Here is a 25479-nt window from a genome sequence, read left to right as displayed (position 1 = left end):
TTTGCTCGTTTAAAAGTAATCCCGGGCAACCAGCAAAATAGCGGACAGGAACAGCAAAACGGATACGGTGATCCCCATTTTCAGCCATCCTCCCGAAGAACCCTTGTTCTTCGAGCCTCTGGAGGCATGAGCGACAGATGCGGGAGCCGCCGGAAATACCGTCCTCCGCCAATCCTCCCGGGCTTCCCGGGATGAGGCATAGCTTCCGCTCAGCAGCTTTCCGATGCAAGACGCATAATTGCGGCACTCCGGCGTTTCCTCCATTGCCGCAAGCAACATGGAGACGTTGCGGTTTTGCGGGAGTACTTTGCTCGAGAAAATATCGCCGCGAATGCCCAAAAGCTGAAGCAGCAAAATGCCGCAAGCAAACAGATCGTAGCCTTCTTCCGCCGTTCGGAGCCCAGCATCCCAATAGCCCCGGTCGTACAACTCCGTAAACTGTTTGACGGCTTTTCCCTTGCGGGTCAGTCCGCCAAAATCAACAAGCCGGACTTCGCCATATCCGGAAACCAGGACGTTGTCCGTCTTCAGATCGCCAAAAATCCAGCCCCGCTTGTGCAGCTCCGTCAGTAAACCCAGAAGACGGTGGCCCACGACGCTTACCCAGTCTTTTCCCTTCATTAATATAAACTCGCTGATCTGTTTGCCCTCTATATATTCCATCACATAAAAAGGCAGCGTTCGGCCGCCTCGCATGCAATCATCCGCCTCTAGCATAAACCGAAAAAATGGGCCTTCCCCTTTCGACAGCTGGGAAAGAGCGTTTACTTCGGACTGCAAATCGGCGGTATCAAATCCAATTTTCAGTGCATACAGCCCTTTGTTCCGCTGCACTAAATAAACACTACCATTGGCTCCCGCGCCCAGCTTGCGGACGATGCGGTAGCTGCGGCCGTTCCATTTTCCCGTCAGATTGCCGCCAGGAGTCCAATCTCCATCAAAGGACATAATCGCTCAACATCCCATCTTCTCCCCTCGAAGCAGGAGGGAAGGGCTCTTGTCGGGAGGTTTTATCCTCCCATTCCGTTACCGGGGGAGCCGTCTCCGCGAAAAAGGCGACAGCCCGCAGCAAAGCAGGTCCAGTCGGAGTCGTTCCCTTCATGTTAATGTTATAAAATAACTCTGCCGCTTTTGCAAGATGGCGGCTCCAGTTGGCGTCAATCCGCAGCTCCTCGTCCCCTTGACCAGGAAAATGCAGCACAGCCAACTCACTTTTACCCTGCCGTGCCTGCAAGCTGGCCATCAGATCACGAACGGCTTCCCGCACCGCCCGGAGCTTCGGCTTCATGCTGGCGCTGGCGTCGACGAGAAGCGCCACACGCAAATCCGCCGTCTCCTCCAGCTCATCGATGACCCGTACCACTTCCGCCCGCTTACCCGGTGGCAGCTCCGTCAGCTCCGAAGTGCCGAGAATGGTCCGGAGTTCACTACCTACCGCTTGCCGGATGGTATGGGCTACGGTTTTCCGAGTCATCATCTGCACAGTTTGCGATAACGCTTGGGGATCCACAATACGGCTTAAGCCGCCGCCAGCCTTGGCGATGTCCGCGATTTCTTTTGCGCCCAGTTCGCCGATTTCGCCTCTATCTATCACTCCTACCACATTGACGACAATCCCTTCGGTCAAGGCATGGGCCGCTGCCACAACCGGACTAACTCCGACATTGGAGCATCCGTCCGTAATCAAAATAATTTGTTTCATCTCGTTAACCTCCCAATTTCAATCGTTATTCCGGCAATCTATGACGGAGTCGTTTCTCTTCTCTATTAACCAGTTTTGCCTTTTTCGCGAGAGTTAAAACCTGTGTTATAATGATGCCATCATTTTGAAAAGGGAGCATCGCGCATCTCATGAATGATAAAAGAAAATCAATTATTGATTGTGCGTATAAACTGTTTAAAGAGAAGGGCTATTTGGAAACGTCAATCCAAGACATATTGGAAGCAAGCAGCATTTCCAAAGGAACGTTTTACAAATACTTCACATCCAAAGGTTCCCTCACTCTTGAGCTGTTGCAGCAATTGCAAGAAAAATTGAATATGGAGCTCCATATCCTGCTGCTTAATGATGACGTTAAAGATGAAGAAGAACTCATCCGCAAAGCCATCTGCCATATCAAGAATTTTGAAAGTGAACATGCGCTTCGCCCCATCATTGGGGAGGCGATTATTGAAAAACAACCGGCTCTCCTTGCGTTTATCAAAGAGAACAGGCAAAAATCTTTGCAATGGCTCTATAATCGGATGAAGATCGCCTTTGGAAATCGGTATCCCCATGGAGTTTTGGATGCGACGTTATTTCTGCAGGCGCTTATCAAAGAACTGACTAAGATGAATGAATCAACAAACCAAGCCATTCCGATCGAAGCGATAGTAGACAGCAGTTTTAACAAGATGCTGCTTTGCATGGAAGAGATGAATAGCCATCCCCTTTTTGAGTCCGAACGCCTCATTTTTCAAGAAAACTCTATATCCAATACGGAACGGTTCATGAATAAAACGTTGCAGCTGGGGCAATGGTTGAAGAAGGATTTTGGCGATCACCCGAAAAAGGAGCTGTTCTTTGAATATTTACGGTTCCTTGCCCGCAATCGCGAACAATTAGGCCATTTCCCATCGATGGTGAACCAAATGATCCAAGACTTTGAACAATATCTCGGCGGCCGGTATCCGGCGATTCATGAATATATCCAACTCTTAAAAAATCTCTAACGTGCCCCTGGCTCGCTTAAGAGACCCTAACTCATCGCAAATCTTGCGATGAGTTTTTTGTTGAAGAAATGATTGATATCGTGTAATATACTCAAGGTATAAATTTATACACTTAGTTCATTTTTCATTTTTCGTCATAGGAGGTTGAAGAAAATGTCATCTACAAAAACGCCACCCAAGCAAAGTTACGGGTTTCTTGTTATTTTGATGGTCGGCGCATTCTTTACGGTCTTGTGCAGTACGCTTATGAGCAATGTTACCCCGATCATCATGTCCAAATTTGGCATATCCGCATCAACAGCGCAATGGATGACAACCGTCTATATGCTGACAGCCGGTATTTTGGTGCCAACCTCGGCCTTTTTGCTTTCCAAGTATTCCACCCGCCGGCTGTTTTTGCTGTGCATGGGGGTTTTCACCATCGGAACGCTTCTCGGCGGGTTGGCGCCGAACTTCGCCATCCTCATCATTGCCCGCGTCATTCAAGCCCTTGGCGCATCGCTGGTGATGCCGCTCTTGATGAACATTCTGTTCAGCACGTTTCCGCCGGATAAGCGCGGGAAAGCAATGGGACTGTTCGGATTCATTTTGATCTTTGCTCCCGCCATCGGACCGACCATTGCCGGATTGGTTTTAGAAGTGGCAAGCTGGAGAGCGCTATTTCATCTGATCTGGCCCATCACGCTAATCGTCTTTCTGTTCGCATACTTCAAGCTGGAAAGCAATAAAGAAACCCAACCCGGTCGTATTGATATCCTGTCCGTTCTTTTATCCGCTCTCGCCTTCGGAGGAATCATTTACGCCTTCAGCAGCGCCGGCAAGAGGGGGTGGGACGACGCCGTTGTAATCGTGAGCTTAATTGTCGGCATACTCGGACTTGTGACGCTTATCTTGCGCCAAAACAAATTGGCGGAGCCCATGCTGAGTTTCAAAATCTTCTTGAATCCAAAATTCACGGTTTCCATCATCACGTTTTGCATCATCCTTTTCGCGATGTATTCGGTCATGATCCCCATGCCGATCTACTTGCAGTCCGTCCGCGGCATAAGCGCGCTGAAGACTGGCCTGCTGATGATGCCCGGTTCGGTATTAATGGGCTTATTAATGCCTGTAAACGGAACGCTGTATGATAAATTCGGGGTAAAACCTCTCGTCTGGGTCGGCTTCCCGCTCATTCTCATTGCTTCCGTCATGCTGAGTCAGATGTCGCTTTCCACGACTTTCTTCTATATCTGCCTCGCTTATGCGCTTCGTATGGTAGGCGTGGGAATCGTGCAAATTCCGATGCAAACCAATTCCATGAACTCGTTGGACGAAAAAGAATTCGCCCACGGTACGGCGATGACCAACACGCTGCAGCAGGTAGTCGGCGCCATCAGCTCAAGCTTGATTATTACGACGATCACGACCCGTGCCACAGCGCATGGAAAAGATTTGATGAAAGAGGCCTTGCAAAACGGGACGGCGCTAACGCAGCAATTGAAAGAAACCATTTCTCACCAAGCCATGATCGCCGGAACCAATGACGCCTATTTGATCTCCATTGCCGTCGTCGTAGTCGGTTTCATCTTTGGTTTATTCGTGAAAACAAAAAAATCCCAGAAAGGGGCTCATCATCACGGAGTATAACCATATTTTTATAGCCGTGGACGGATCGAAGGAAGCGGAGTTTGCTCTGAAAAAAGCGATCGCCATTTCGAAGCGGAATCGAAGATTATGCGGATCAACTCTTGACGAAATATGCGAAAGAGTTAGCTGCCCATAACGTGCCTTATGAGATGGTTTTGCTTGAAGGCAATCCAAAGCATCAACTCGTAAAAAAGTTCAGCGCTTTGGACGAAACCGACTTAGTGATTTGCGGAGCGACCGGACTAAACCGGGCGGGGCACATTTTGCTTGGTTCGGTTTCAGACAACATCGTCCGCAACTCCAATTGCGACGTCCTTGTCGTTCGTACAAACGAGAACGCAAACGACGAACCGGGTACGCTATAAAAAAGATACAAAAAAAAAGGCCATGGGACCCATGGCCGTTCTCGTTTTTATTCGCTTCTTAATGTTGGCTTGCCGGCTCCGGTGCAACTGACGTTTCCGCCTCTTTCGGGGTAGCTTGAATCCGCGCGTTCCCCATAAGCAGCACGACGACTGCGGCGACGCCGATGGGAATCAGCGCCAGCAGGAAGGTGCCGGTGATGGAATCCGACATCGCGCCGACGATCCGATGCAAGATGTCCGCCGGAATTTGAGAACGCGCCCCTGACTTAAACAGCTCCTGTATATTGCCGCTGCTGAAGTTGGCGGAAGATTGGCCTCCGCCGGCCATATCTTTAAACGCATTTGTCATTTTAGTCGACATCAAATTGCTTTGAATGGTGCCAAAGATGGTAATCCCCAAAGTCATCCCGAAGGAACGCAAAAAGCTGTTGGTGGAAGTAGCCGTTCCCCGGAATCGCGGATCGAGATTATGCATGCTTGCCGTCGGCAGCATGGAGAAGGAGAACCCGACGCCGAAACCAGCCAAAGTCATAAAGATAGTCAGCATCCAACGGTGGGTATCCGGCGTCATCAGGCCGAGCATCAGCATACCGACGAAAAAGGTTATGACCGATACGATCATCAGATTGCGAAAAGTGGTTCTCGTTTGGAAGATACCGCCGATGGAACTGCCCACGACCGAACCGATCATCATCGGCATCAGGATCAAACCGGCGTTGGTCGCCGTTCCGCCATAGACCGCGCTGACGAAAATCGGAATGAACACCGTAAGAATGATGAACGTCGCCCCATACAGGAGAGCAAGAATTTGCGAAGTGGCGAACAATCTCTTTTTAAACAGCCAGAATGAAATGATCGGCTCCTTCGCGACCCGTTCGATCAAGAAGAATGCGACGAAGAACACGGCAAAGACAACGAACAAGCCGATGATTTTCCAGCCGTCCCACGGATAACCCTTCTCCCCGCCCAGTTCCAGAGCAAACATGAGGCTTACTACAGAGATCACAAGGGTGGACGCGCCCCACCAATCGATTTTTTGCCGCACGTGTTGGGGAGATTCCTTGTAGAAACGCAAAATCAAGAACAGGGCGACAATCCCGATAGGGAGGTTGACGTAAAAAATCCAGTTCCACTTAATATTATCAGTAATATACGCGCCCAAAAGCGGACCAAGCACACTGGATGCCCCGAACACCGCGCCGAAGAGTCCCGTCATCTTGCCCCGAGCCTGAGGCGGGAAAATATCAAAGATGATCGTAAAGGCGATAGGCATAAGCGCTCCGCCGCCGATCCCTTGGATCGCCCGGAAAATGCTGAGCTGCACCATGGTTTGGGATAATCCGCATAAAGCCGAGCCGAGCAAAAACATAATCAATCCGAAAACGAAAAATCTCTTGCGTCCGTACATATCCGATAGCTTGCCGAAAATCGGCATTCCCGCCATCGTAGCCACCATATAAGCCGACGTAACCCAAATGAATTTGTCGTAATTGCCGAGTTCGGAGACGATCGTACCCATCGACGTCGCCACGATCGTGTTGTCCATGGCTGACATCAGAATCCCTAGCAGCAAGCCGGTGACGACGAGCTTCAAGTTGCTTCCTTTTTGCATCATAAAATCATCCCCTTCATAAAACCAAATTCCTTCACAGGTAAAAGATAGCAGCAACAGATTCAGTGTAGGGTGTAGGCAATCGCCTGTCAAGAAATCTTAAGAAGCGAACATGCAGGAAAACAACCCGAGCAATCATACACCTTCAGCCTTAACCGTTAGGGTCTGATTTCAAAATGATCGAAGCGTGCCGCTCCATCCACCGCTCTCAATCCAGCCTTGCCATGCAAAAAAGGCGAGCCGCTATCGTCTACATAATGGATGACTGAATCAGCCGAATCATTGAGGTAAACGTCAAGCTGAGTCCCCCTTGCTTTGACCGTAAGGCGAAGCCATTGTTCCTTCGCCATTGAATCCACGGGGTATGGCACAGACGCCACGACCTCTGAACCATAATTGAACTTGGCCAAATGGATGCCCTCGGCATCTGCGTACGCCTCATATCCTTTCATAAAATCAGCTCGGTTTTGATTGATTTTTGTTCCGTCCGCCGCATCCGTTACCCGCAGCAAAACTCCCGCTTGTCCCTCTCCAGCCACGCGCATAATATCGGCACTTACCGTGTAATCCGTCCACCCGGTTTCGCCGATTACCGATTTTGCCGGTGTTGCCGATGAGGCCCGCAATTGCTTCTCTTTAACGGACCAAACGCCTTCATACCGAGTCCAGCCGAAGTCATTTCCATCGTCAAATGTATCCTCTGTTGCGGTGACCTCAGTATACGGCGATACCTGAATCGTATCCAAGTTCATGCTGCCCTCTTCCACCTCAAGCTTCCACCGCTCAGATCCAGCGTTTAATGATAGGCCGGAAACCGTGACGGTTTGCCAGGTATCGGGTTTCATGCCGGGAGAGGCTTGAATGGAAGCCATTATGCTCCCATCCTGGGTGACGCGGAACTTCACACCCTTATCTCCGGGGATGATCCGGAAGCTTAAGCTGTAGGTTCCGCTGTATTCAGGCCGAACCAGGTAAGACAGCCATTCTTTCTTTTGCAAATCCGCAACCCAAAACCTGCCGCTGCTATCCAGAGCAGTACCAACGCGGGCTTTCTCAAGCGAATCGGCGGCGTCATTCTCCTTCTTGACGGCATCCGTATTTCTCAATGCCCCCTCTTCAAAGCCGGCACCCTGAATCGTACCGGGAAGCGGTTGATAAGCGGCGTATGCACTGCTGCCATTCACCTTGTTGCTAAATGCGATGTAGCCGAATACAGCGTCGGATTTTTCAGCGGCATACCCGACCCTTCCGCCGGCCAGCGAGGTTTTCGCCGTGACCTTGAGCATCTCGTCCACATAAACCCGCAGGTCGCCAGCTGCTTTTTCGATGCGCAGTTGATGCCACTGAGTCAAATCAAAACCCGGGGGCAAATCCGCCTGACCGGCCATGGTTCGTTTCCCTTTTTCATAAATGTCCACCACAAGTCGGTTGGAATCCGGCATCAGCCAAGCCGTTGCGTAATTACTCTCATCTTGATAGCTGAAGACCGCTCCCGCTTTTCCCTCCGATAAACCTATCGTTCCCTCCGCTAGCCGTACGTTAAACGCGGCGGTAAAACTCGCTTCGCTCTTCGCTTTCGTAAGCCGTTTGCTGACAACCCCGAAATCGGGCCGAACTGCCAATCCCTGGCCGGAAAGAATCGACCACGCGCCGTTCTTCTCTTTTCCCCACCAAGCGTCACCTATCGAATCCCGTTCAAAGCGGTCGGCAAAAGCAGGCAGCTCCGGAGCCGGTTGCGGCTCTGAAGTAGGACCCCATACGGTGAAACGCTCGCCATTCCAAACCATTCGATCCATGTCCATATGCCGCAAAGGCCCAACCACGCCCGGCCCCTCCAAATTATGATAGATCATAAATTGAGAATCCAGGTCCGGACCGATCACGACCGAGTTATGGCCCAGTCCGACTGTTTTGCCTTCGGTACGGATCAGCACAGGGTTATCTGCGAATGTTATAAACCCGCCTAAAGGTGACTCACTGGTTGCAGCATCGATCCGATACCCCTCGCTAAAAACATGGTTGCCCGTATACGTCATATAGTAACGGCCGTTGCGTTTGAATACCGTTGGCCCTTCCGTCCAGCCGCCCATGTACGCTTCGGTTGTAACCGTGTCTCGATCTACGGATATCGGACTATCCATCTTCGCTGCTTGGATCCCCATCGGCCCAGCGTAATAAAAGTACCATTGACCGTCGTCATCCACGAAAGTCGTTCCATCGATGCTCATGCCGAAATTGTCGGTGACGATCGAGAACGGCCCGACGGGGCTAACGCTTTCCAATACATAATGTCCTTGTCCGGCAGGTGAAGTATACATATAAAATTTCCCGTTCCAATACCGCACTTCAGGAGCATAGGCAGCTGCGGTAAGTGGCTCCTCCGTGCACAAACCGCGGTACGTCCAATTCACCAGATCCGGCGAGCTCCATACCTTCACCCCCGCATCCGTGTCTCTCGTGCTAACATATAAATAGTAGTAACCATTGAAGAAAAAGACATAAGGGTCTCCAAGCCCGTAATCTTCCCATTCATCGGGAAGCGATATGGGGTTTGTCCATGTCTGCACCGTTTTTTCCGGCGGCGGGGATGAACATGCCGCAAGCCCGGCAAGGGCCACGAGCACGAAAACGGTGATTCTCCCCATTATTCGGCACCTCATCTTCATCATATACTCTCCTCCAAAATAAAAGCGGAACAGTCTGGGATCGACTCTTCCGCCTTATCTATCCTTGCGATTCTTAAAGCAATTGATCTGCCCTGAAATAACCTTCTTCCATATAGGTTAAGCTTCAGGCGGCTTCGCCGGTTTTCATACATTCGCTGATCTGCGATAGCGGCATGTATGTTATATACGCGATTACCTATTTCCCTCCACAATAGCCCGGATGGTTTCCAGCGGCGCTTTGGGTACGCGGTCATACGTCAATAAACCGTTAATTTCCTGTTCGACGTCCGTCAACTGCGTATAACAGAAGCCTTGCACAACCGGCGATTGCACCAACGGCTCCACAACATCCTTCAACCGTTTGACGAAATCCTCTTCCGTTGATGCTCCTGAGTATCCCCAGCCTTCCCACTCGCTCTTTTTAAAGGAAATGCCGCCAAACTCCGTCACCAGAATCGGCTGATTCTGATAGGAGAACCCGGGAACAAGAATGAAGCGATTGCCCGGACGTGCAGACAAGGCATGATCACTAGAAGAATAGCGCTCCGCAAGTACCTCTCTCCGCCATTCGTAATCATGGATAGCGATCAGGTCGGTGTTCACCATCTCCCAACCGTCATTGGAAATGACCGGGCGGGTTTGATCCAGCGACTTGGTCATGTGATACATGGCGAGGGCATGCTGCTGTTGGGCTTTGTCGGTGGCGATATCCACGACACCCCAGCTTTCATTAAGCGGAACCCAAACGGCTATACAAGGGTGATTGTAGTTATATTCCACCGCTTCCAACCATTCTTTCGTCATTCTCGCTACATACGATTCGGTAAATTGGAAGGCATTCGCCATTTCGCTCCAAACGAGCAGCCCCAGCTTATCAGCCCAATAAAGATAGCGGGGATCTTCAATCTTCTGGTGTTTGCGCGCACCGTTAAAGCCCATCGCTTTGGTCAATTCCACGTCCTTGCGCAGGTCTCCGTCTTGCGGAGCTGTAAGGAGACCATCCGGAAAATAGCCTTGGTCCAAAACCAGTCTCATGGTATAAGGCCGATTGTTCAGCATCAGAACTCCGCCTTCGATGGACACTTTACGCATGCCGAAATAACTCGTCGCCCGATCCGCTTCTTGACCGTCAACCAAAAGCTTCAGTTCCAGATCGTACAGATTAGGCCGCTCCGGCGACCACCAACGCCCAGCGCTGTGATCATTAAAATCATGCAGACAGATTCTTCTGCTTTCTACACTATGCCGCACCGAGAAAACATCATCGGCCACCACGCTTCCCGCAAAGGAAACTGTCACTTGCAGACGGACATCTTTTTCCGAGCAGTCCATTCCGTCAAAAAAGGCTTCCAACGCGATCTCATTATGATCGATGTCGGGGGTCATGCGCAGACGGCGGATCGAAAGCGGACCTACCGGCTCCAGCCAGACGGACTGCCATATGCCCGTCGTGCGGGTGTAAAAAATGCCGGTGGAATGTTCTTCCCAATACTGCTTGCCCCTCGGCAGGCTCACATCCTTGCTGTAATCCGTCGCCTTTACCACAAGCAGATTGTCCGTTCCGTTTATGGCATCGGTAATATCCGCAGTAAAGGGAGTGTGTCCGCCCTCGTGTACGGCTACCAGACTTCCATTCACCCAAACGCGGGCTTCATAGTCAACGGCACCAAAGTGCAGCAACAGCCGTTTACCCGCATAACCGTCGGGAATCGTCAGCGTCCTGCGGTACCAGACGGTATCATGAAAGGCAGGGTCGCCGATTCCGCTTAGTTTGCTTTGAAAGCAAAAGGGCACCTGAATTTTTCGGGAGAAAGAATAACCTGCATCTGCTGCATACCAGCGTTTCTGTTCCCCCACATTCTGATCGTCGAATTCAAACTCCCACTCCCCATTCAGCGACAGCCACTGATCACGGATAAACTGCGGACGGGGATATTCATCGCGTAAAAACTTCGTCATTTCTCTCTACTCCTCTATGATGTTTATTTGTTTTATAGATTCACTCCGATGGTCTTGTTGATCCTGCACCGGCACTTTTGGAGGTTTCGTGATCATGCTGACGCTGAAAATAACGATGCAGAGGAAAACCAGAGCCAGCCAAAACGCATTTATCGGGCTTACCATGTAAAGCTGCTGACTGCGTTTTAAAGCAAAAATCATCACGTTGCTCATCACGAGAAACCACAGTACATTTCTCCCCATTATTTCAATGGGTGCTAGATAGCGCACTCCCTGCTCCAGCCATTTTGCCAGCAGGTAGTACCCATACAAGACCGCTGCCGGCCCGATGATCCACCAAATGGAAGGCGGGAACCGCTCCGGAAGATCGCCCTGCATCTGCCACTTCCAAAAGAAAGCTCCGGATGCAAGGAGCGCTGCCGCCAGCACTCTCCAATCCCAACGAATGCGATAGCGCGCGAACAGCATACCCGCTAAATAGTACGGAAAGTACTGAACGACCGGAAAAGAAGCCATATCCCGGGTACCGATAAGCGGTGCCAATTGAGGAGCATGGATCGATCCATAGGGGATAAACGTTGCTCCAAGTAAAATAAAAGCTACGGCGAAACTCAGCCATTTACGCTCGGCCAGCCACTTAAGCGGAACAAACAACACCAATCCAGCAATCGTTACATAAGTAAATGAAGCCAAAAACTCCGACCATCCCGGCATATCATCCAACAATAGAATCGGACGAATCGTGCTCCAGCCGACGGGACGCTGATCAATAAACAACCGAAAGGCGGTGCCGGAAACGTAAAACGCCAAAAGTGTTTTCACGCCTGCTAGAAGCATCCGCGGAGCCGAACGGCGGAAAGGTTTGCTGTAATACGCCAACTGAGACACATAGCCAAAGCTGAACACGAAACCGGAAAAAGTAATTAAATTGATAAAGTCGATCCATTTCTGCCCACCCGGATAAACCTGAACATCGCTGAAAAACTGAAGACTGTGGCAATAGATCATGCCGATAACCAGCAGCCCTTTGAATAGATCGATCGCCCTCTCCCGCGGAGGACGCGGAATTCCGGTCGCGGACAAGGTCATCCCTTAATCCCGGAAAGGGTAACGCCTTTGACGATTTGCCGTTCGAAGATGAGAAACAAGGCGATGATCGGCAGGGAAGAAATCGTGTTGATGACCATAGGCTTCACATAATCTTCCGTATACTGGTTCATGAGGGTCGGGATCCCCATGGGCAAAGTGAACATCCGATCATCCGTAATCGACAGAAACGGCCAAAGGAAGTTGTTCCAGGATCCGATAAACGTGAGGATCGCCATAGAAGCTAGCGCCGGTCTTGTCAACGGAAGCATGATTTGGGTAAAAATCCGCAGCGTTCCACCGCCGTCGATTTGCACGCTTTCCAGCAGGTCGTTGGGAACGCCGTCAAAAAAGCTTTTAAGGATAATAACCGCCATTGGAGAAGCAAGCGCCGGCAAGATCAACCCTTGATAGGAATTAAGAATGCTCATATCCTTCGCCACTTGATAAAGGGGGATAATCAGCGCTTCACCGGGAATGAGCAGGCCTGCTAAAATGACAAAGAACATAAACGTTTTATAGCGAAACGGAATTTTCGAGAGAACAAATCCGGCCATTGCAGCAAAAATAACCGTGAAAATCGTGACGCATACGGCAACGAAAAAGCTATTCCAGACCCAATGGGTCAGCTTTGTCTCCGACATCACCTCATGATAGACGGCGAATGAGTACGGCGGAACGAACCAGTCTGCCAGCGTGGTGATTTTCATCCCCTCTTTTTTCACGGATACCATGAGCATCCAGATCAGAGGCATCAGGAAAATCAAGGCGATAGCGGCAGAACCCAGCCGATAAAACCACTTCATATCAGACTGCCTCCTTCCGGTTGTTAAGCCAAAATTGTATCCCAGAGAGAATCAAGAGGATGATAAACAGCATATAGGACATGGTTGAGGCATAGCCGAGATCATTTTTGCGGAAGCCGGTTTGCCAGATGTACTGAATGACGGGGCGCGTTTTGTCGAGAGGACCGCCGCCTGTGATGACATAGATTTGTAAAAACACCTTAAATGAAGCGATAATTTGCAGCATGGTGATGGTTTTGGTAATGGGACTGAGAAGCGGTAGTGTGATCCCCCAGAAGATCTGTCTGTCGTTGGCTCCATCCAAACGAGCTGCTTCATAAATGTCCTCGGATATCTCTTGCATCGCTGATAGATATAAGATGAAGTTAAAGCCTACCGTCCACCATAACGTCAACACGGATAAAGCTATCCAAGAAAGCGCCAGTTCCGTTAACCAAAAAACTTCCTTGCCATCGGGAAGCAGCCCGATCAGATGAAGCAGTCCGTTCAAAAATCCGGTGTATGGCTGGAATACGAAAAGTCCGAGAAAGGAAGCGACTGCAACGGACAGCACGCTCGGCAGAAAAAATACGCTGCGATACAGCTTTTGCAGACGGGACTTGCGGTTTGCGATGACGGCTAAAAGAATGGCGAGAGCGATCATCGTCGGGGTCGTGATCATGACGAATATGGTGGAATGCCAGAGAGAGGACCAAAAATCCGAATCATGAAACATCCGGCTGTAGTTGTCAAAACCGATGTATTTCATCTTCTTGATTAGCGTCCACTTGTAAAAATTCATCTGCAGCCCTTTAAGCATGGGCCATATAGTAAAGATCAGATAAACCGCAAGAAAGGGCAGCAGAAACAAAAGAGCCTGCAAATCCGCTCTCCACTTCTTGATCTTCATGACTATCACCCCTTCCTCTTTATGCCCGACAAGCTTGCGGACATTTACCGCAAGCTTGTCGGATGCATGATCCGGCTGCTTCTACTCCTTCAGAATCTTATTGATTTCCGGCTCCATTTTTGCAACGGCGTCGGCAGGGCTCATCTTCTGTGCCCAAACTTCATTTAAGAATTTGAAGGAAGACAGATCGCGAATTTGCCAGTTTTTCGTGGAAGGCTTGTTGAATTTAACCGTATCCGCTACAGAAACATAGTCGCTGCGATAAGGCAAGCTCTTGAATTCCGGTTTTTCAAAGACAGAGGGTTTGGCTGGAATATGTCCGGCTTTCGCCCAGATTTGCCCATTGTCCGCCACCCAGTTGGCAAAGGTGATAGCCGCCTGACGTTTCTTTGCATCGTTGCCTTTAGTTGTCGGCAGGATGATCGTGTGGGAGTCGCCCCATGTCGCTTCTTGATCGTAGATTTTCGGAATCGGCATAGCTCCGAATTCGAGGCCCTTGGTGGATTCCCAAGTCCCGGTTGCCCATACGCCGGTCATCATAATCGCCGCGGTGCCGCTTTGGAAATTTTTATAGAAGTCCGGGTCATTTTTCTTGATATAGCCGTTCTTGAAAAGATCCTGAATATATTGTGCAGCCTTAACGGCTTTGTCCGTATCGATCTGAGCTTTCGTCAAATCGTCGGAAACCAGGTCGTTGCCCCCCTGTTGGGAGTATAGCGCCCACCAGAGACGGTAAGGATCGTCATTGCTGTTGGAGAGGGCAAATGGGGTGACGGTTTTAGGCAGCTTTTCCTTCAAAGTGGACAGGAACTTGACGAAACCATCGGCGGATTGCTCCATCACCGGCTTGCCGTCGTCGCCCAAAAGTCCTGCGTCTTTCAGCAGCTTTTTATTGTAGTACATGATGAACGGGTGGGTATCGATGGGAACAGCATAATGCTGGCCATCCACAATCGTGGAGTTCAAAATGTTTTGGTTAAACGTGCTCCAGTCTACGTTGGCCGGACCCGCCACATCGTCGAGAGTTGTGACAACCCCTTGATTGATCAGATCGGGAAGGCGAGAAATATGAGAGATGCCGATATCCGGACCGTTGCCATTGCCCACCGCAGTAATTAACTTGGTGTAATATTCGCCCCATTCGAGCTTCGTGTTTTTGATTTGAATGTCGGGGTGGGATTTGTTGAATTCGGCGATCAAAGCGTCCATATTGTCGCCGTCGCCACCGCTGAATAGGGTCCAGTAGCTCAAGGTAACTTTGTCTCCCCCCGCAGCGGGTGGTGCCGACGTTTCCTTTGCCGGAGCTTTTGTTGCAGAGTCTGCAGGAGCCGACGTGGAGTCCGCCGTTTTTCCTCCGCCTCCGCAAGCGGTTACAAGAAGAGAGAGAGAAAGAACTGCAGCCGAGAACAAGCCAAGCCTTTTTTTCATATTTGCCTCCCCAATCATGATATCTATTTTAGGTACAAAACATAAAGTTTGTTTTTAAACAACATTTTTGTACCTAATGACATCATAATACGGGGTGAACCGTCCTTTGTCAACGGTTTCATTCAGTATTTTTGTAATTAATAAGCAGATTTATTTATTCATTACAATAATTATGTTTATATTAACCATTTTACTCTTGATCCGCCTGAGCATATTGGACACGCATGATGAGATCTTGATCATAATCCCCGAAATGTTTGCCAAACAGATTAACCCCGCCCTTATGGACGGCATCGGGTTTTACGCCGATCCGCAAGCGGATTACAGGCCGCTGGGCTAGGTTAAGATCGCTTAACGTCACGGAGGAGACCTTCTTCATATCCAGCGTCGTTCGCTCACCGTCAATGCGCCACGTTTTTAGCAAGCCGTATTGAGTAGTCCAATCCAACCACCAAGCCGGATTGAGTTTGCCGCGGCGGTCGCCGAAATCCCCAGGGCTTGTCCATGTACCGATTTCAACCCCATTGGCCCATAGGGTGATATCCGAAGGCCAATCATTGTCGTAATTGGGCGCCTCTGAGCACATCTCCATAGAGAACTCCACGGCTTCGATTTTGGCATTCAGCGGAATTTCCAAAGGCAGCAAATATTCAATATAACCTTTTCGAAACCAAATGATCTGTGCAGCAATATGATCCGGATGATAGAAGCTGGCTGGCTCGTCTTCCACGGTAATCATTTTGTCTTTACTGGCCATGCCGCAGGTTGGGTAAACCTCACAATCGCTGTACTGCCCGATCGGAACCTCCACCTCGTAGATCCGGGAGCTGTCTTTCGCTATGCGCATGGAGCTGTTTAGAGCCATATGGATGTCATCGTAATTCCGGCTGCACACCTTCATCGCGCCTCTCACGGCAGGCAACAGCTCCGTGTAGATCAGCTTGGCCTTTTCCAGCACCTTCACATTGTTGGCAACGGTAGATACCGGCTGCCCTAAAGCCTCCGCCAGTTCCACGATATTCATGCTCTTCTTGTTCAAAAGCCGCAAAATATCAACTCTGGCGCGGGTTGACAAGGCATGAGCCACCAGCACAAGAGGCTCCGGCTCGTTAATATTTAATTCCAACATTCTTGCTTCGCTCCTCATTTTTATCTTCGTTAACTTCAGTTTACTATTAATTTATGTTTTATTTCAATATTTTTGTAATAAATGCATCAAGAAAGCGCACAACCGTTGTCCGCCCGGCTGTGCGCTTCTCTGCTCCTGTTCAAACGAAAGCTCATCGCTCATTTTTCATCTATATAAATAGAACTATAGCTTGTAAGGATTTCATCACTGCAAAACCTGATTATTCTGGAGAGTCGCTGTTGCGCTCAGATTCCATGATTAGATAATCCCATAAAGGTAGGAATCCGATCACAAAGGCGACCGCTGACTCTATCCTGAACTACTCTTCGTTAAGCTAAGATTGGTTTCAGGCGGCTTCGCCGATTTTCACACATTCGCTCGTGACGTTCAAGCGGCATGTGTGGCGTTTCCAGAACAATCGGTTGCTCCGCTCCTTCATCCCTTACTTTCGTTCCAATCATATAGTAAAAATACAATTCACCTTTGATCTCAACTTACCACTTTCGGGCGCTCCACCCGGCCGACTCCCGGCCAACGGAAGGCAGCCCAGTCCGGCCGGTACAGCTCGACCCGGGCGACGACAACGGTCATATCGTCGCTAATTTCCCCTTGCTGGTGCCGCACGATCTTTTCCAGTAGGCAATCGGCAATTTCTTGTGGATCTTTCGCCTGAATTTCCTGGATGATGCGCTTCATCCATAATTCTTTGTTGACGGCATACCCCGGCGCGTCATAGATCCCATCCGTCATCATGATCAGCACGTCTCCGGGATGAAGCTGTAGACTGACTAAGTCGACATCGATATCCTTTAGGATGCCCACGGGCAGGTTATTAGCCGAGATGGAGATCACTTCGCCATCCCGCTTGATGAAGCTGGGCGTGGATCCGATTTTCATGAAGGTCGTCTTGGCGTTGTATTGGTCAATAAGTGCCATGTCCACTGTGGCGTAAATTTCTTCAGGCGAGCGCAGCATCAGCACGGAGTTCACCGATTTGATGGCCAGCTTCTCGTCCATTCCGGACTGAAGCAGCTGCTGCAAGATCGTCAGCGCCGCGCTGCTCTCGGCTCGCGCCCGCTCTCCGTTGCCCATGCCGTCGCTCAAAGCCACTGCGAATTTGCCGTTGCCCAGCTCCACCGTACTGAAGCTATCCCCGGACAGCAGGTCCCCGCCTTTAGCCGCTCCGGCAACACCCGTTTCCACCTCATAGGTTTTTGCCGAGCCGAAGGTGACCATATTGCGCCCGTCTCCCTTGGCGTAAGGCTCCTCTTTCTTCACTGTGATGGTTTCTCCGAGAATATCCGAGAGTAGGGGAGCGATGATTTTCCGGCACTCATCGAAGCCCCGGGTGTAGGTATGGATGATTTCGATTTCCACGCTGCCTTCATCCAGACTGATGATATCAATCGCTTGAATCGCCAAGCCCAGTTCCTCCAAAGCGCTGCGAATCTGCTCCTCCTGCTCGTAAAGCTCTTGACCTTCGCGTTTGATTTCCCGAGCCAAATCCTCCATCACCTGAGAGACGCCAACCAATTGGTCGGCTACCAGTTGACGGCTCTCCAGGATCTGCCTTTTCCAGCGTTGATCGTTGCGGTACAGCATATATTGCTGCTTCATAATGGGAAGAACCGCATCGGTTTTGATACAAGCTTTCTTCCATTCCGGCTTGATTTTGGACTTATCGAAATTTTCGTCTCCGTCGATAGCCGTCATCATTTCCGTCATGAACTTGTAGGTTTGATAAAACTGCCCGTTCCAACAAACGTCCTTCCGGTAACAAGAGGCGCAAGCCTTCTCGGCAACGGCATCCATGAAATGTTCTCGCTCCGCTTCCTTCCGATCCTCGCTATCGCCGTTCAACTGCTTAAAGCTGCTGGAGAGCTGGCGGAACACCTCGGAGAACTGTTCCACCCGGCCTGCGGTTATATCCCGTACCCGTTTGGCATATTCATAGTGAGACTTCATATTTTCCTGAGTGCCTGGAATGTAGCGGGATAATCCCCTGACCAAGCCTTTTCCGGTTAGCAAAAACAAAGCGATCGCTATAGCCGATTCCCAAGCCGAGCTTAAGACCGCCGTTTCGCTGCCAATGTAAAAGGAGAGGATCGAGGAGCCGAGGAGCGTCCCGAAGGCCACAGCCATCCTCCCCCCCTCCTTCATCAATCCACCCAGCATGCCGGCAAAAGCGAGCAGGCTGATTTGATAAACCGAATTGGTGTCCGCCAAGCTGAGAATCATGCCTGTCACTACACCGACAGAGGCTCCAAGAGGCGCTCCCCCGACAAATGCGAAGAGCAGCACCAGGTAGCGGGACAGCACATTTTCCAAGGATAGCGTGCCGGCCCCCCACCCCACTGTACCTGTCATGACCGATGCCAGCAGGATGATTAAACAGATGATTTCCTCGTTTTTCAAACGATGGGATTTACGGCCCGGTGCAAACACTGGCACGGCCTGAAGAAAGATCAGCGTCAAAATAAAGCCAAGCACGCCTTCGATAGCCGCCATCAGAGTCATAAACAAACTAATCTCGCTACCTACCAAATATTGAAACAAGCGGACGACAAAAACAGTAGTTCCTACCAAAAGGGGGACTACCGTAAGATCGGTGCGTTGATACTTCTCAATGGCACGATACAAAAGCAGAAATACGAGCAGCTCCGTAACGATAGCGGCGGTGTGAAGATGCGGAGAGAACAGACTGCCGGCGACAGCGGCAGCACCCGCTAGAGCGACCATATCCTTTCGCAAGGAAACCACAACCGCAAAGAAGGCAATGGCAAAGGGAGAAAGTTGGTCCAATATCGAGGCTCTCCCCAACATAAAAGCAGCCACTGTCAGTATAACGACCCATTTCTTCGTGCTCCAGACTTGCAACCACCGGCTCTCCGACGCTTTCTTTTCCACCATTTTGCCGGCATTAGCCATTTCTAACTCCATTCGCCGGATCGTCTTTCGGATGTACATTTGTCCACCACCTATTGGGATGTAGTGTTCCCTATTATAGGAGGGCGCTATCGGAAAGTTTGTCAGATAGAGTTGGTAGTTTCAAAGAAATTTCCGACACGCTGCGAGAAATGGCTCCCCCTTGTTAAAATGGGGCGGCGTTTGCTTTCATCCTCGTTTTCACATATTTGCCGACAACGGTTTCTCGAATCAAGCCGGGGGATGATAGCCAAATGTGGCGGCTTCTGATGTCGACTTGACCAACACCGAAGGCGGCGCCGGAAAAAAAGGAATTTTCACCTACCCGTCACAAATAAAAAAGCCCCGTCTCCGGGACTTTGGTCTTGTTAAAAGTGGTAGCGGCGAAGGGGATCGAACCCCCGACCTTTCGGGTATGAACCGAACGCTCTAGCCAGCTGAGCTACACCGCCGCAACAGCACGATTATATCCTGACTGGCCATCTTCCGTCAAGATACAGGGGCAGCGTCCGCTTTTGGCTAACTTTCTTCGGAATCAAGAAAAGGCTTGTTCACATAATAATACATCCATCCCATCATCAGAGCGCCGCCGAACAGATTGCCGAAGGTAACGGGGATGAGATTATGGAGCACGCCGGCAAAGGAAATGGTTCCCGGATGATGCAGCACCAGAGCGATGGCAAAGGTACACATATTGGCGATACTGTGCTCGTAGCCGGAGATGAAGAAGCAGAACACAAAGAGCATCATCGCAAACATTTTCGCGCCGTCGGCCTTCATGAACATTGGAACAAAAAACGCGAGACACACCAGCCAATTACACAAGATCGCGCGGAAAAACAACTGCCATATCGGCGCGGCCATCTTGTGCTCGACAACATTCAGCAGAAAACCGTTTACCGAGTTGTCGGCAAAGAGCCCCGTGAGAAAAATCAGCAATGCAAAGGCGGCAGCCCCCAACAGATTTCCCCCGTAGCTCATGAGCCACAGTTTCACGACTTCCGACCAACGCAGCTTCTTCCGAAACGCCGCATATGTATAGTAGAACGTGTCTCCGGTAAACAGATCGCCGCCGCCGTACGAAATGAGGATGATTGCAGCTCCGAAGGTGATGGCCGCCATCGGATAAGTTAGCGGGGAATGCTCGAGAAAGAAGAAGTTTCCTGTCTTGAACGCGACGATAACACCAAAGCCGATGAACATGCTGGCCAGCATCGAACGGGACAAGTACCGCAGCTTGCTTTGCTTGAAGATCTTGTGCTTTTTAAGTGCTAATTGTTCCACTTTCGCAAGAGCTTCTGTCTCCATGAGTTTCCTCCTGAATTCTAACGGGAATAGGAAACGATTTAGTAAAAAACCGTAGAGCAGAAGGTCTGCATTCTACGGTTTATGGTTCCCATCAATCGCGTCTGGCTCCACGGCCGCCGCGCTTGCCTTCGGTGTTCTTTTTCAAAGAGGAAATCCGTTCCTCGCTATCTTTCAAAAACTTCGACATTTTATCTTCAAAAGAAGGCTTGCCATAGGCCGGTTTGCCTGCACCTGATTTGAAAGGACGTCCTCCGCCACCACCTGGTCCGCGACCGCCGAAACCACCGCCGCCGCCACCAAATCCGCCGCCTTCGCGTCTTCCTTCACCGAAGTTTCCGCGAGGTGCAGGACGATCTGGACGCTGCTCCGAAACCGGCTTATCGACAGCTTGCTTGATGGATAGACCGATTTTCCCATCCTTGTCCACATTGATCACTTTCACTGTAACCTTATCGCCCAACTTCAAATGATCGTTGACATCCTTAACGTAATTGTCGGCGATTTCCGAAATGTGCACAAGTCCGGTCCCGCCTTCCGGAAGCTCCACAAAAGCTCCGAAATGGGTGATCCCCGTAACCTTTCCTTCTACTTTGGCGCCTACTTCAATGGCCATAAACGATAACGTGCCTCCTCATAATATTTAAAAAACATAGATACGGAGATTATAACCGAAGAGCCTCCGAAAATCAAGAAAGCTCCCATCCCATACGGTATTCCATACGGATTCGGGAGTTTTCTTCAAGGCGCTGTCGGTGTATCGAAAACCGTCTCGCCGTCTTTAGCGACGTTCAGTTCTTTGCGGATTTTCTCTTGCCTGTAATCGGGATCCTTCATCATGTCCAGTTCCCGCTTGATCTCTTCGTTGGACTTGGTTTTGCTGTCCAGCGCGGCTTTCAATTCATTCAGCTGCATCGTATTCGTCTGCAATTTCCCGTACTGGTTCCAGGCAGCCATTGCGATGGGAATAAGGAGTCCGACGGTCAGGATGGTTGCCAACTTCATCCGCCTGCCAGGCGCTTTATTAATCCGCTTCGCTTGCTGACTCGGAGTTTGTGGCATACCAGCTTCAACCTCCCGCCATCAGTCAATGAATTTACGGAGTCGTTTACGTATCCAGGCCATACCTTTTGTCTTGATCTTCTTCATGAGCGGTACCCAGGGGATCCTGCCTAACGTGATTTTCCATAGCCAACCACCCAGTATCCGAAAAGGGTAAAGCAATTGTAGCACAATTCTGAAAAGGAAAACAGCGACTGCAGCCAAAAATGAAAAAAATAGGACGACCAGCCTAAGCAATCCCTGCAGCGGACGAACCACTACCAGTACAAACATCTTAACCAGAAGAGCGGCGGTCCAACGTACAGCCCGCACAATCAGGAGGACAAGACGAATCAGCAGCCCGCTGAATAGCAGGTAATATAAAACAGCCCCGGCTACCAGCCCGACAAAACAAAAAAACGCAGCTGTCCCTGGTTGCTCGCGCCCAGCATTTGAAATACGAACACCGTCACGCTAATCCAATACAAAATATCGAGAAACGGAAGAATCCAGCGGGAAATCCGCAGCTGTCCCGTCAGGACGCGGTACGTATCAAACACAGCTCCCATAGCCGCGCCGCTCAGCAGCATCATCCCAAGGGTCAGAAACTGTACCTGGAGCGTCATTTAAACAGTTTCCCGAGCAGACCTTTGGATTTGTGTTGTCCGTTCCCGTCCACGTAGCCAAGGTCGTTCACCAAACCCTCGATCGCGACGAGACCCTGCTCGAGGTTGAGGTTTTTTATATGCAGATTTTGCCCTTTGATGGTCAGAAATCCGCACTCCGTTTCCAGCAGAAACTCTTCGGCATCAAAGCTTTCCACATTCAGCACGCCGGTAATCTCCAACACCTTGCGGTTCAGCATCCGCACTTCCTGCCGTTTGGTCTTGACTTGTTCCACCATGGCACGTCCCTCCCTATAGTCTATTGTTATGGAGGGATGTCCCGGTTTAGAACAAGCTGATCCTACGGTAGAAGATGCTCCTTCCCTGTTCCACCTGATCTTCGGCTGATTTTATCGCACCTGAATCCATTCAGTCACCGAATAAATAAAAACGGGCTGCCCGCTTGCATCCTTTTTTGGATGCCGGGCAACCCGTTTCGTTTTTTCGTTTACTGGCGCGATTCTTCGCGAAGGAGCGTATACATCTCCCCCGCCTCTTCCTTCCGGGCGTTTTCGGCGACCCGCTCTACGCGGACCGTCACGTTCTTTTGCCCGAATTGCACCGTTAGCTCGTCGCCTGGCTTCACCGTGCTGGAAGGCTTTGCTTCTTTGCCATTAATCCAAACTCTACCCTGATCCGATACATCCTTGGCGACTGTGCGCCGTTTGATCAGCCGGGAGACTTTGAGAAATTTGTCCAGCCGCATTATTTTACGGCTTCTTTAAGCTTGTTGCCTGCTTTGAATGCCGGAATTACGGATTCCGGAATATCGATGGTTTGACCGGTTTGCGGGTTGCGGCCCGTGCGGCCGTTGCGCTTGCGGGTTTCAAAGGTTCCGAAGCCGATCAGTTGCACTTTATCGCCTTCAGCCAGCGCACTGGTGACTTCTCCGAAAAATCCGTTAAGAACCGCTTCTACATCTTTTTTAGACATTCCGCTTTTTTGAGCGATGTTGTTGATCAGATCTGTTTTGTTCATTCGACATATACCTCCTTGGAATAAAAAACAAAGCTACCCTCGATACCTATTCTTTCCCAAAGCCCGATTTCCTGCCAGGATCCCGTTTTTTTTTGGATTATTCGCGATTTTTCGCCGTCTTGGCTTCCTGCCAGTAGGATTCCATCTGCTCCAGACTGGTTTCTTCCATTTTTTGGCCGGACTTTCGCACCTGCTCTTCGATATAACGAAAGCGGGAGACGAACTTACGATTAGTGCCGGAAAGGGCTTCTTCCGGGTCGACCTTGAGAAAACGCGCAAGGTTGACGCAGGCGAACAACAAATCGCCCAGCTCATCCTGACGCATATCCGCCGCATTCGGAGAGGGGTCGCCGATGGCCTCGCGAACCTCTTGAAGCTCCTCTTCGATTTTGGCCAACACGTCCTCGATATGGTCCCAGTCGAAGCCGACTTTGGCCGCCTTCTTTTGCAGCTTGTAGGCTTTCAGCAGACCCGGGAGATCCCGGGGTACCCCGTCCAGGGCGGACGCGGCGGCTGGTTCTTCACCCCGCTTCGCCTTCTCCTCCTGCTTGATAGCCTGCCAGTTGGCCAGGGCTTCGTCGGCATCCTGGGCGGAACGCTCACCGAATACATGAGGATGGCGGCGGATCAGCTTTTCATTAAGCTCGTTAATGACGTCGAAGACGGTGAAAGCACCGGTCTCCTCCTCCATCTGGGAGTGGAGCATAATCTGCAAAAGCAGGTCGCCCAATTCTTCCCGCATATGGTCGGGATCGTCGTCATCCAACGTCTCCAACACCTCATAGGTTTCCTCGATGAGGTTTTGCCGGAGGCTGGCATGGGTCTGCTCCCGGTCCCAAGGACAACCCTCGGGGCTGCGTAGAATACCAACGATTTCGTGCAGACGGTGGAACGTCCGGTTCAGCACATCATCCCGATCGCTGCGAGGCACCCAGATGAGGGACAGGTTTCCGTAGCCTTCCACCCGGTCCAGCTCATAGAGGGGCACTTCAATGATCTGTTCCTCTCCAACGACACCGAGAGCATGTCCGACGACAACGGGATAATCGTCCGGGTAGGCATCCATCAGCGCCAACTTGGCATCGGAGGCGGAGAACACATCATACACCTGACCGATCACCGTATGCAAGCGGGGATTGAGCAGGCTGGGTTGGAGTTCTGCCGCATCTAACAGCTGAAAGCCTTCGACCGGATCAAATCCGAAGCGCAAAAAAGCTTGATCCAGAAAGCTTTCGCCCCCCATGATGGCGAGTTCGATGCCGCGGGTGGCGCATTCTTCCCGCAAAAGCTGCGTCGTCCGCTCCGCCACCATGGGGTGTCCGGGCACGGCATAGACGATCTCGCTTGCGGCTTGCGGCTGGATTGGCGCAGGTGCCGATGGCGGGGTTGTCTCCGATTGGGATTGAATTTGCATGGCTTGAGCTTCCGCTTCCGACAGGAGACGGTCGACAATCGTCCGATAGACGGATTCAAAATCGTCTTTTTGGACGTAAATGCTGTCGAAGGATTCGTAAGCAATTTCGTGATCCTTTAGATACTGCACCACCGGATGCTCTTCCGTCCGCAAAAACAGGCGTCGGGCGCTCTGGATCCTCTTCCAGATGCCTAACGTCAACTGATTTTCGTCACCGGTCCCGAGACCGATGACGGTAATACGAGGGGCCATAGACCGTTTCCTCCTTCAATTGCTTGATAGCAGCTAATCGGCAGATCAGATTCATAATGAGTCGCCAGCCATTACAGCATAAGATGACTGGCTAGATTGCAAAAAGTACAACCGCGCTAATCCATATGTCCGCTATTGCCATGAGCAATTGCAAAAGCTGCAACTGAATTTCGCACACGAAAGCGATTTTGACGGTTTGGTTTGAGTTCAGTTGCACTTTTTGCAGGAGAAAGGTCAATATAATATAAAATATGGAAAAAGAATTGTACTTTTTGCAAGCAACCGCTAAATTGCCAGACGACAGCTGGGAGTGTGGATGGCTAGAGCGGTGCCGGGACCATGGGCATGAGCCGTAAACCGGAGCGCGGTGGCCGGAGCCATAAAGCCAGGGGGCGGGAAGCCCCGCGGCAGCCGGGCTGCGAAGACGCCAGAGCTCGGCGTCCGGTGCGCCATGGCGGCCGCATCAGCGCCGATCATCAGGCGGCGCGGCCGGCGGGAGCAGGCGCAGGCGCGTGAGCGGCGGAATGAGCCGGCGGCCGAGAGACGGCACCGTCTCGAGGTCCGCCCGGCTCACACCGCCGGTGCGCACCAGAGCCGCCGTGTAGACGGCGGCTCCCG

Annotated in this window: 23 protein-coding genes and 1 tRNA gene; 3 read left to right on the top strand and 21 right to left on the bottom strand. The window is 50.9% G+C overall.

The features are described from left to right. Positions 1–9: 9 nt before the first annotated feature. Both TJ79_RS24960 and TJ79_RS24955 read right to left on the bottom strand, forming a co-directional pair. Positions 10–948, bottom strand: a complete 939-nt coding sequence (locus TJ79_RS24960) for a protein kinase domain-containing protein (RefSeq protein ID WP_040953061.1) — start codon at positions 946–948, stop codon at positions 10–12. Beyond that, entirely contained in the window at positions 938–1702 is a 765-nt protein-coding gene (locus TJ79_RS24955) for a vWA domain-containing protein (protein ID WP_040953060.1), read from the bottom strand. Before TJ79_RS24955 ends, TJ79_RS24960 begins: the two co-directional genes overlap by 11 nt. 149 nt (positions 1703–1851) lie before the next feature. On the opposite strand from TJ79_RS24955, the gene TJ79_RS26405 reads away from it, so the two are divergent. The 3 genes from TJ79_RS26405 (at position 1852) to TJ79_RS24940 (ending at position 4706) form a co-directional block, all read left to right on the top strand. Then, complete coding sequence (locus TJ79_RS26405) at positions 1852–2712, top strand: TetR/AcrR family transcriptional regulator (protein ID WP_052340000.1); 861 nt, start codon at positions 1852–1854, stop codon at positions 2710–2712. A 153-nt stretch (positions 2713–2865) separates the two neighbouring features. After that, on the top strand, positions 2866–4341 hold the full coding sequence (locus tag TJ79_RS24945; protein WP_081757149.1) for a DHA2 family efflux MFS transporter permease subunit: 1476 nt from the start codon (positions 2866–2868) through the stop codon (positions 4339–4341). Positions 4342–4442: 101 nt separating this feature from the next. Next, entirely contained in the window at positions 4443–4706 is a 264-nt protein-coding gene (locus tag TJ79_RS24940; protein ID WP_052339998.1) for a universal stress protein, read from the top strand. Between the two features lie 58 nt (positions 4707–4764). Here TJ79_RS24940 and TJ79_RS24935 read toward each other — a convergent pair whose 3' ends face one another. The 19 genes from TJ79_RS24935 to TJ79_RS28350 all read right to left on the bottom strand — a co-directional run bounded on the left by TJ79_RS24935 (position 4765) and on the right by TJ79_RS28350 (position 25139). Next, positions 4765–6321, bottom strand: coding sequence for an MDR family MFS transporter (locus tag TJ79_RS24935; RefSeq protein WP_040953059.1), 1557 nt, complete (start codon positions 6319–6321; stop codon positions 4765–4767). Positions 6322–6476: 155 nt separating this feature from the next. Further along, positions 6477–8987 (bottom strand): family 43 glycosylhydrolase, encoded by a 2511-nt coding sequence (locus TJ79_RS24930; RefSeq protein WP_081757148.1) that lies wholly within the window; start codon positions 8985–8987, stop codon positions 6477–6479. Positions 8988–9176: 189 nt separating this feature from the next. Then, entirely contained in the window at positions 9177–10943 is a 1767-nt protein-coding gene (locus TJ79_RS24925) for a glycoside hydrolase family 2 protein (RefSeq protein WP_040953058.1), read from the bottom strand. A gap of 6 nt (positions 10944–10949) precedes the next feature. Then, positions 10950–12026, bottom strand: a complete 1077-nt coding sequence (locus TJ79_RS24920) for an acyltransferase family protein (RefSeq protein WP_238323143.1) — start codon at positions 12024–12026, stop codon at positions 10950–10952. 2 nt (positions 12027–12028) lie between these two features. Beyond that, entirely contained in the window at positions 12029–12835 is an 807-nt protein-coding gene (locus tag TJ79_RS24915; RefSeq protein WP_040953056.1) for a carbohydrate ABC transporter permease, read from the bottom strand. A gap of 1 nt (position 12836) precedes the next feature. Then, positions 12837–13724, bottom strand: a complete 888-nt coding sequence (locus TJ79_RS24910; protein WP_040953055.1) for a carbohydrate ABC transporter permease — start codon at positions 13722–13724, stop codon at positions 12837–12839. A gap of 81 nt (positions 13725–13805) precedes the next feature. Further along, on the bottom strand, positions 13806–15152 hold the full coding sequence (locus tag TJ79_RS24905; RefSeq protein ID WP_040953054.1) for an ABC transporter substrate-binding protein: 1347 nt from the start codon (positions 15150–15152) through the stop codon (positions 13806–13808). A 190-nt stretch (positions 15153–15342) separates the two neighbouring features. Beyond that, positions 15343–16281: an ArsR/SmtB family transcription factor gene (locus tag TJ79_RS24900; RefSeq protein ID WP_040953053.1), complete on the bottom strand. Its 939-nt coding sequence runs from the start codon at positions 16279–16281 to the stop codon at positions 15343–15345. Positions 16282–16770: 489 nt separating this feature from the next. Next, a complete protein-coding gene (gene spoIIE / locus TJ79_RS24895) occupies positions 16771–19209 on the bottom strand; it encodes a stage II sporulation protein E (protein ID WP_272944768.1) in 2439 nt (812 codons plus the stop codon). Positions 19210–19581: 372 nt separating this feature from the next. Next, positions 19582–19658: transfer RNA gene (locus TJ79_RS24890), tRNA-Met, on the bottom strand. Between the two features lie 67 nt (positions 19659–19725). Beyond that, a complete protein-coding gene (locus tag TJ79_RS24885; RefSeq protein ID WP_040953051.1) occupies positions 19726–20514 on the bottom strand; it encodes a formate/nitrite transporter family protein in 789 nt (262 codons plus the stop codon). Between the two features lie 91 nt (positions 20515–20605). Continuing rightward, on the bottom strand, positions 20606–21127 hold the full coding sequence (locus tag TJ79_RS24880; RefSeq protein WP_040953050.1) for a S1 domain-containing RNA-binding protein: 522 nt from the start codon (positions 21125–21127) through the stop codon (positions 20606–20608). A gap of 125 nt (positions 21128–21252) precedes the next feature. Beyond that, positions 21253–21573, bottom strand: coding sequence for an FtsB family cell division protein (locus TJ79_RS26400; RefSeq protein WP_052339995.1), 321 nt, complete (start codon positions 21571–21573; stop codon positions 21253–21255). Between the two features lie 374 nt (positions 21574–21947). Next, positions 21948–22178 (bottom strand): spore cortex biosynthesis protein YabQ, encoded by a 231-nt coding sequence (gene yabQ / locus TJ79_RS26390; protein WP_052339991.1) that lies wholly within the window; start codon positions 22176–22178, stop codon positions 21948–21950. Continuing rightward, positions 22175–22456 carry a sporulation protein YabP gene (gene yabP / locus TJ79_RS24865; RefSeq protein WP_040953049.1) on the bottom strand — a complete coding sequence of 94 codons (282 nt, stop codon included), beginning with the start codon at positions 22454–22456 and terminating at the stop codon, positions 22175–22177. Before yabP ends, yabQ begins: the two co-directional genes overlap by 4 nt. Before the next feature lie 209 nt (positions 22457–22665). Further along, positions 22666–22923 carry an RNA-binding S4 domain-containing protein gene (locus tag TJ79_RS24860; RefSeq protein ID WP_040953048.1) on the bottom strand — a complete coding sequence of 86 codons (258 nt, stop codon included), beginning with the start codon at positions 22921–22923 and terminating at the stop codon, positions 22666–22668. Further along, positions 22923–23195: an HU family DNA-binding protein gene (locus TJ79_RS24855; RefSeq protein ID WP_040953047.1), complete on the bottom strand. Its 273-nt coding sequence runs from the start codon at positions 23193–23195 to the stop codon at positions 22923–22925. The genes TJ79_RS24860 and TJ79_RS24855 overlap by 1 nt, the downstream gene beginning before the upstream one ends. 97 nt (positions 23196–23292) lie before the next feature. Further along, positions 23293–24861 carry a bifunctional methyltransferase/pyrophosphohydrolase YabN gene (yabN, locus tag TJ79_RS24850; protein ID WP_040953046.1) on the bottom strand — a complete coding sequence of 523 codons (1569 nt, stop codon included), beginning with the start codon at positions 24859–24861 and terminating at the stop codon, positions 23293–23295. Between the two features lie 116 nt (positions 24862–24977). Then, positions 24978–25139, bottom strand: a complete 162-nt coding sequence (locus TJ79_RS28350; RefSeq protein WP_238323142.1) for a hypothetical protein — start codon at positions 25137–25139, stop codon at positions 24978–24980. Positions 25140–25479 lie beyond the last annotated feature (340 nt).

It is taken from the genome of Gorillibacterium massiliense (genome assembly GCF_000455485.1).
Taxonomy (GTDB): Bacteria; Bacillota; Bacilli; order Paenibacillales; family NBRC-103111; genus Gorillibacterium; species Gorillibacterium massiliense.
This window is presented reverse-complemented; position numbering and strand designations above follow the sequence as displayed.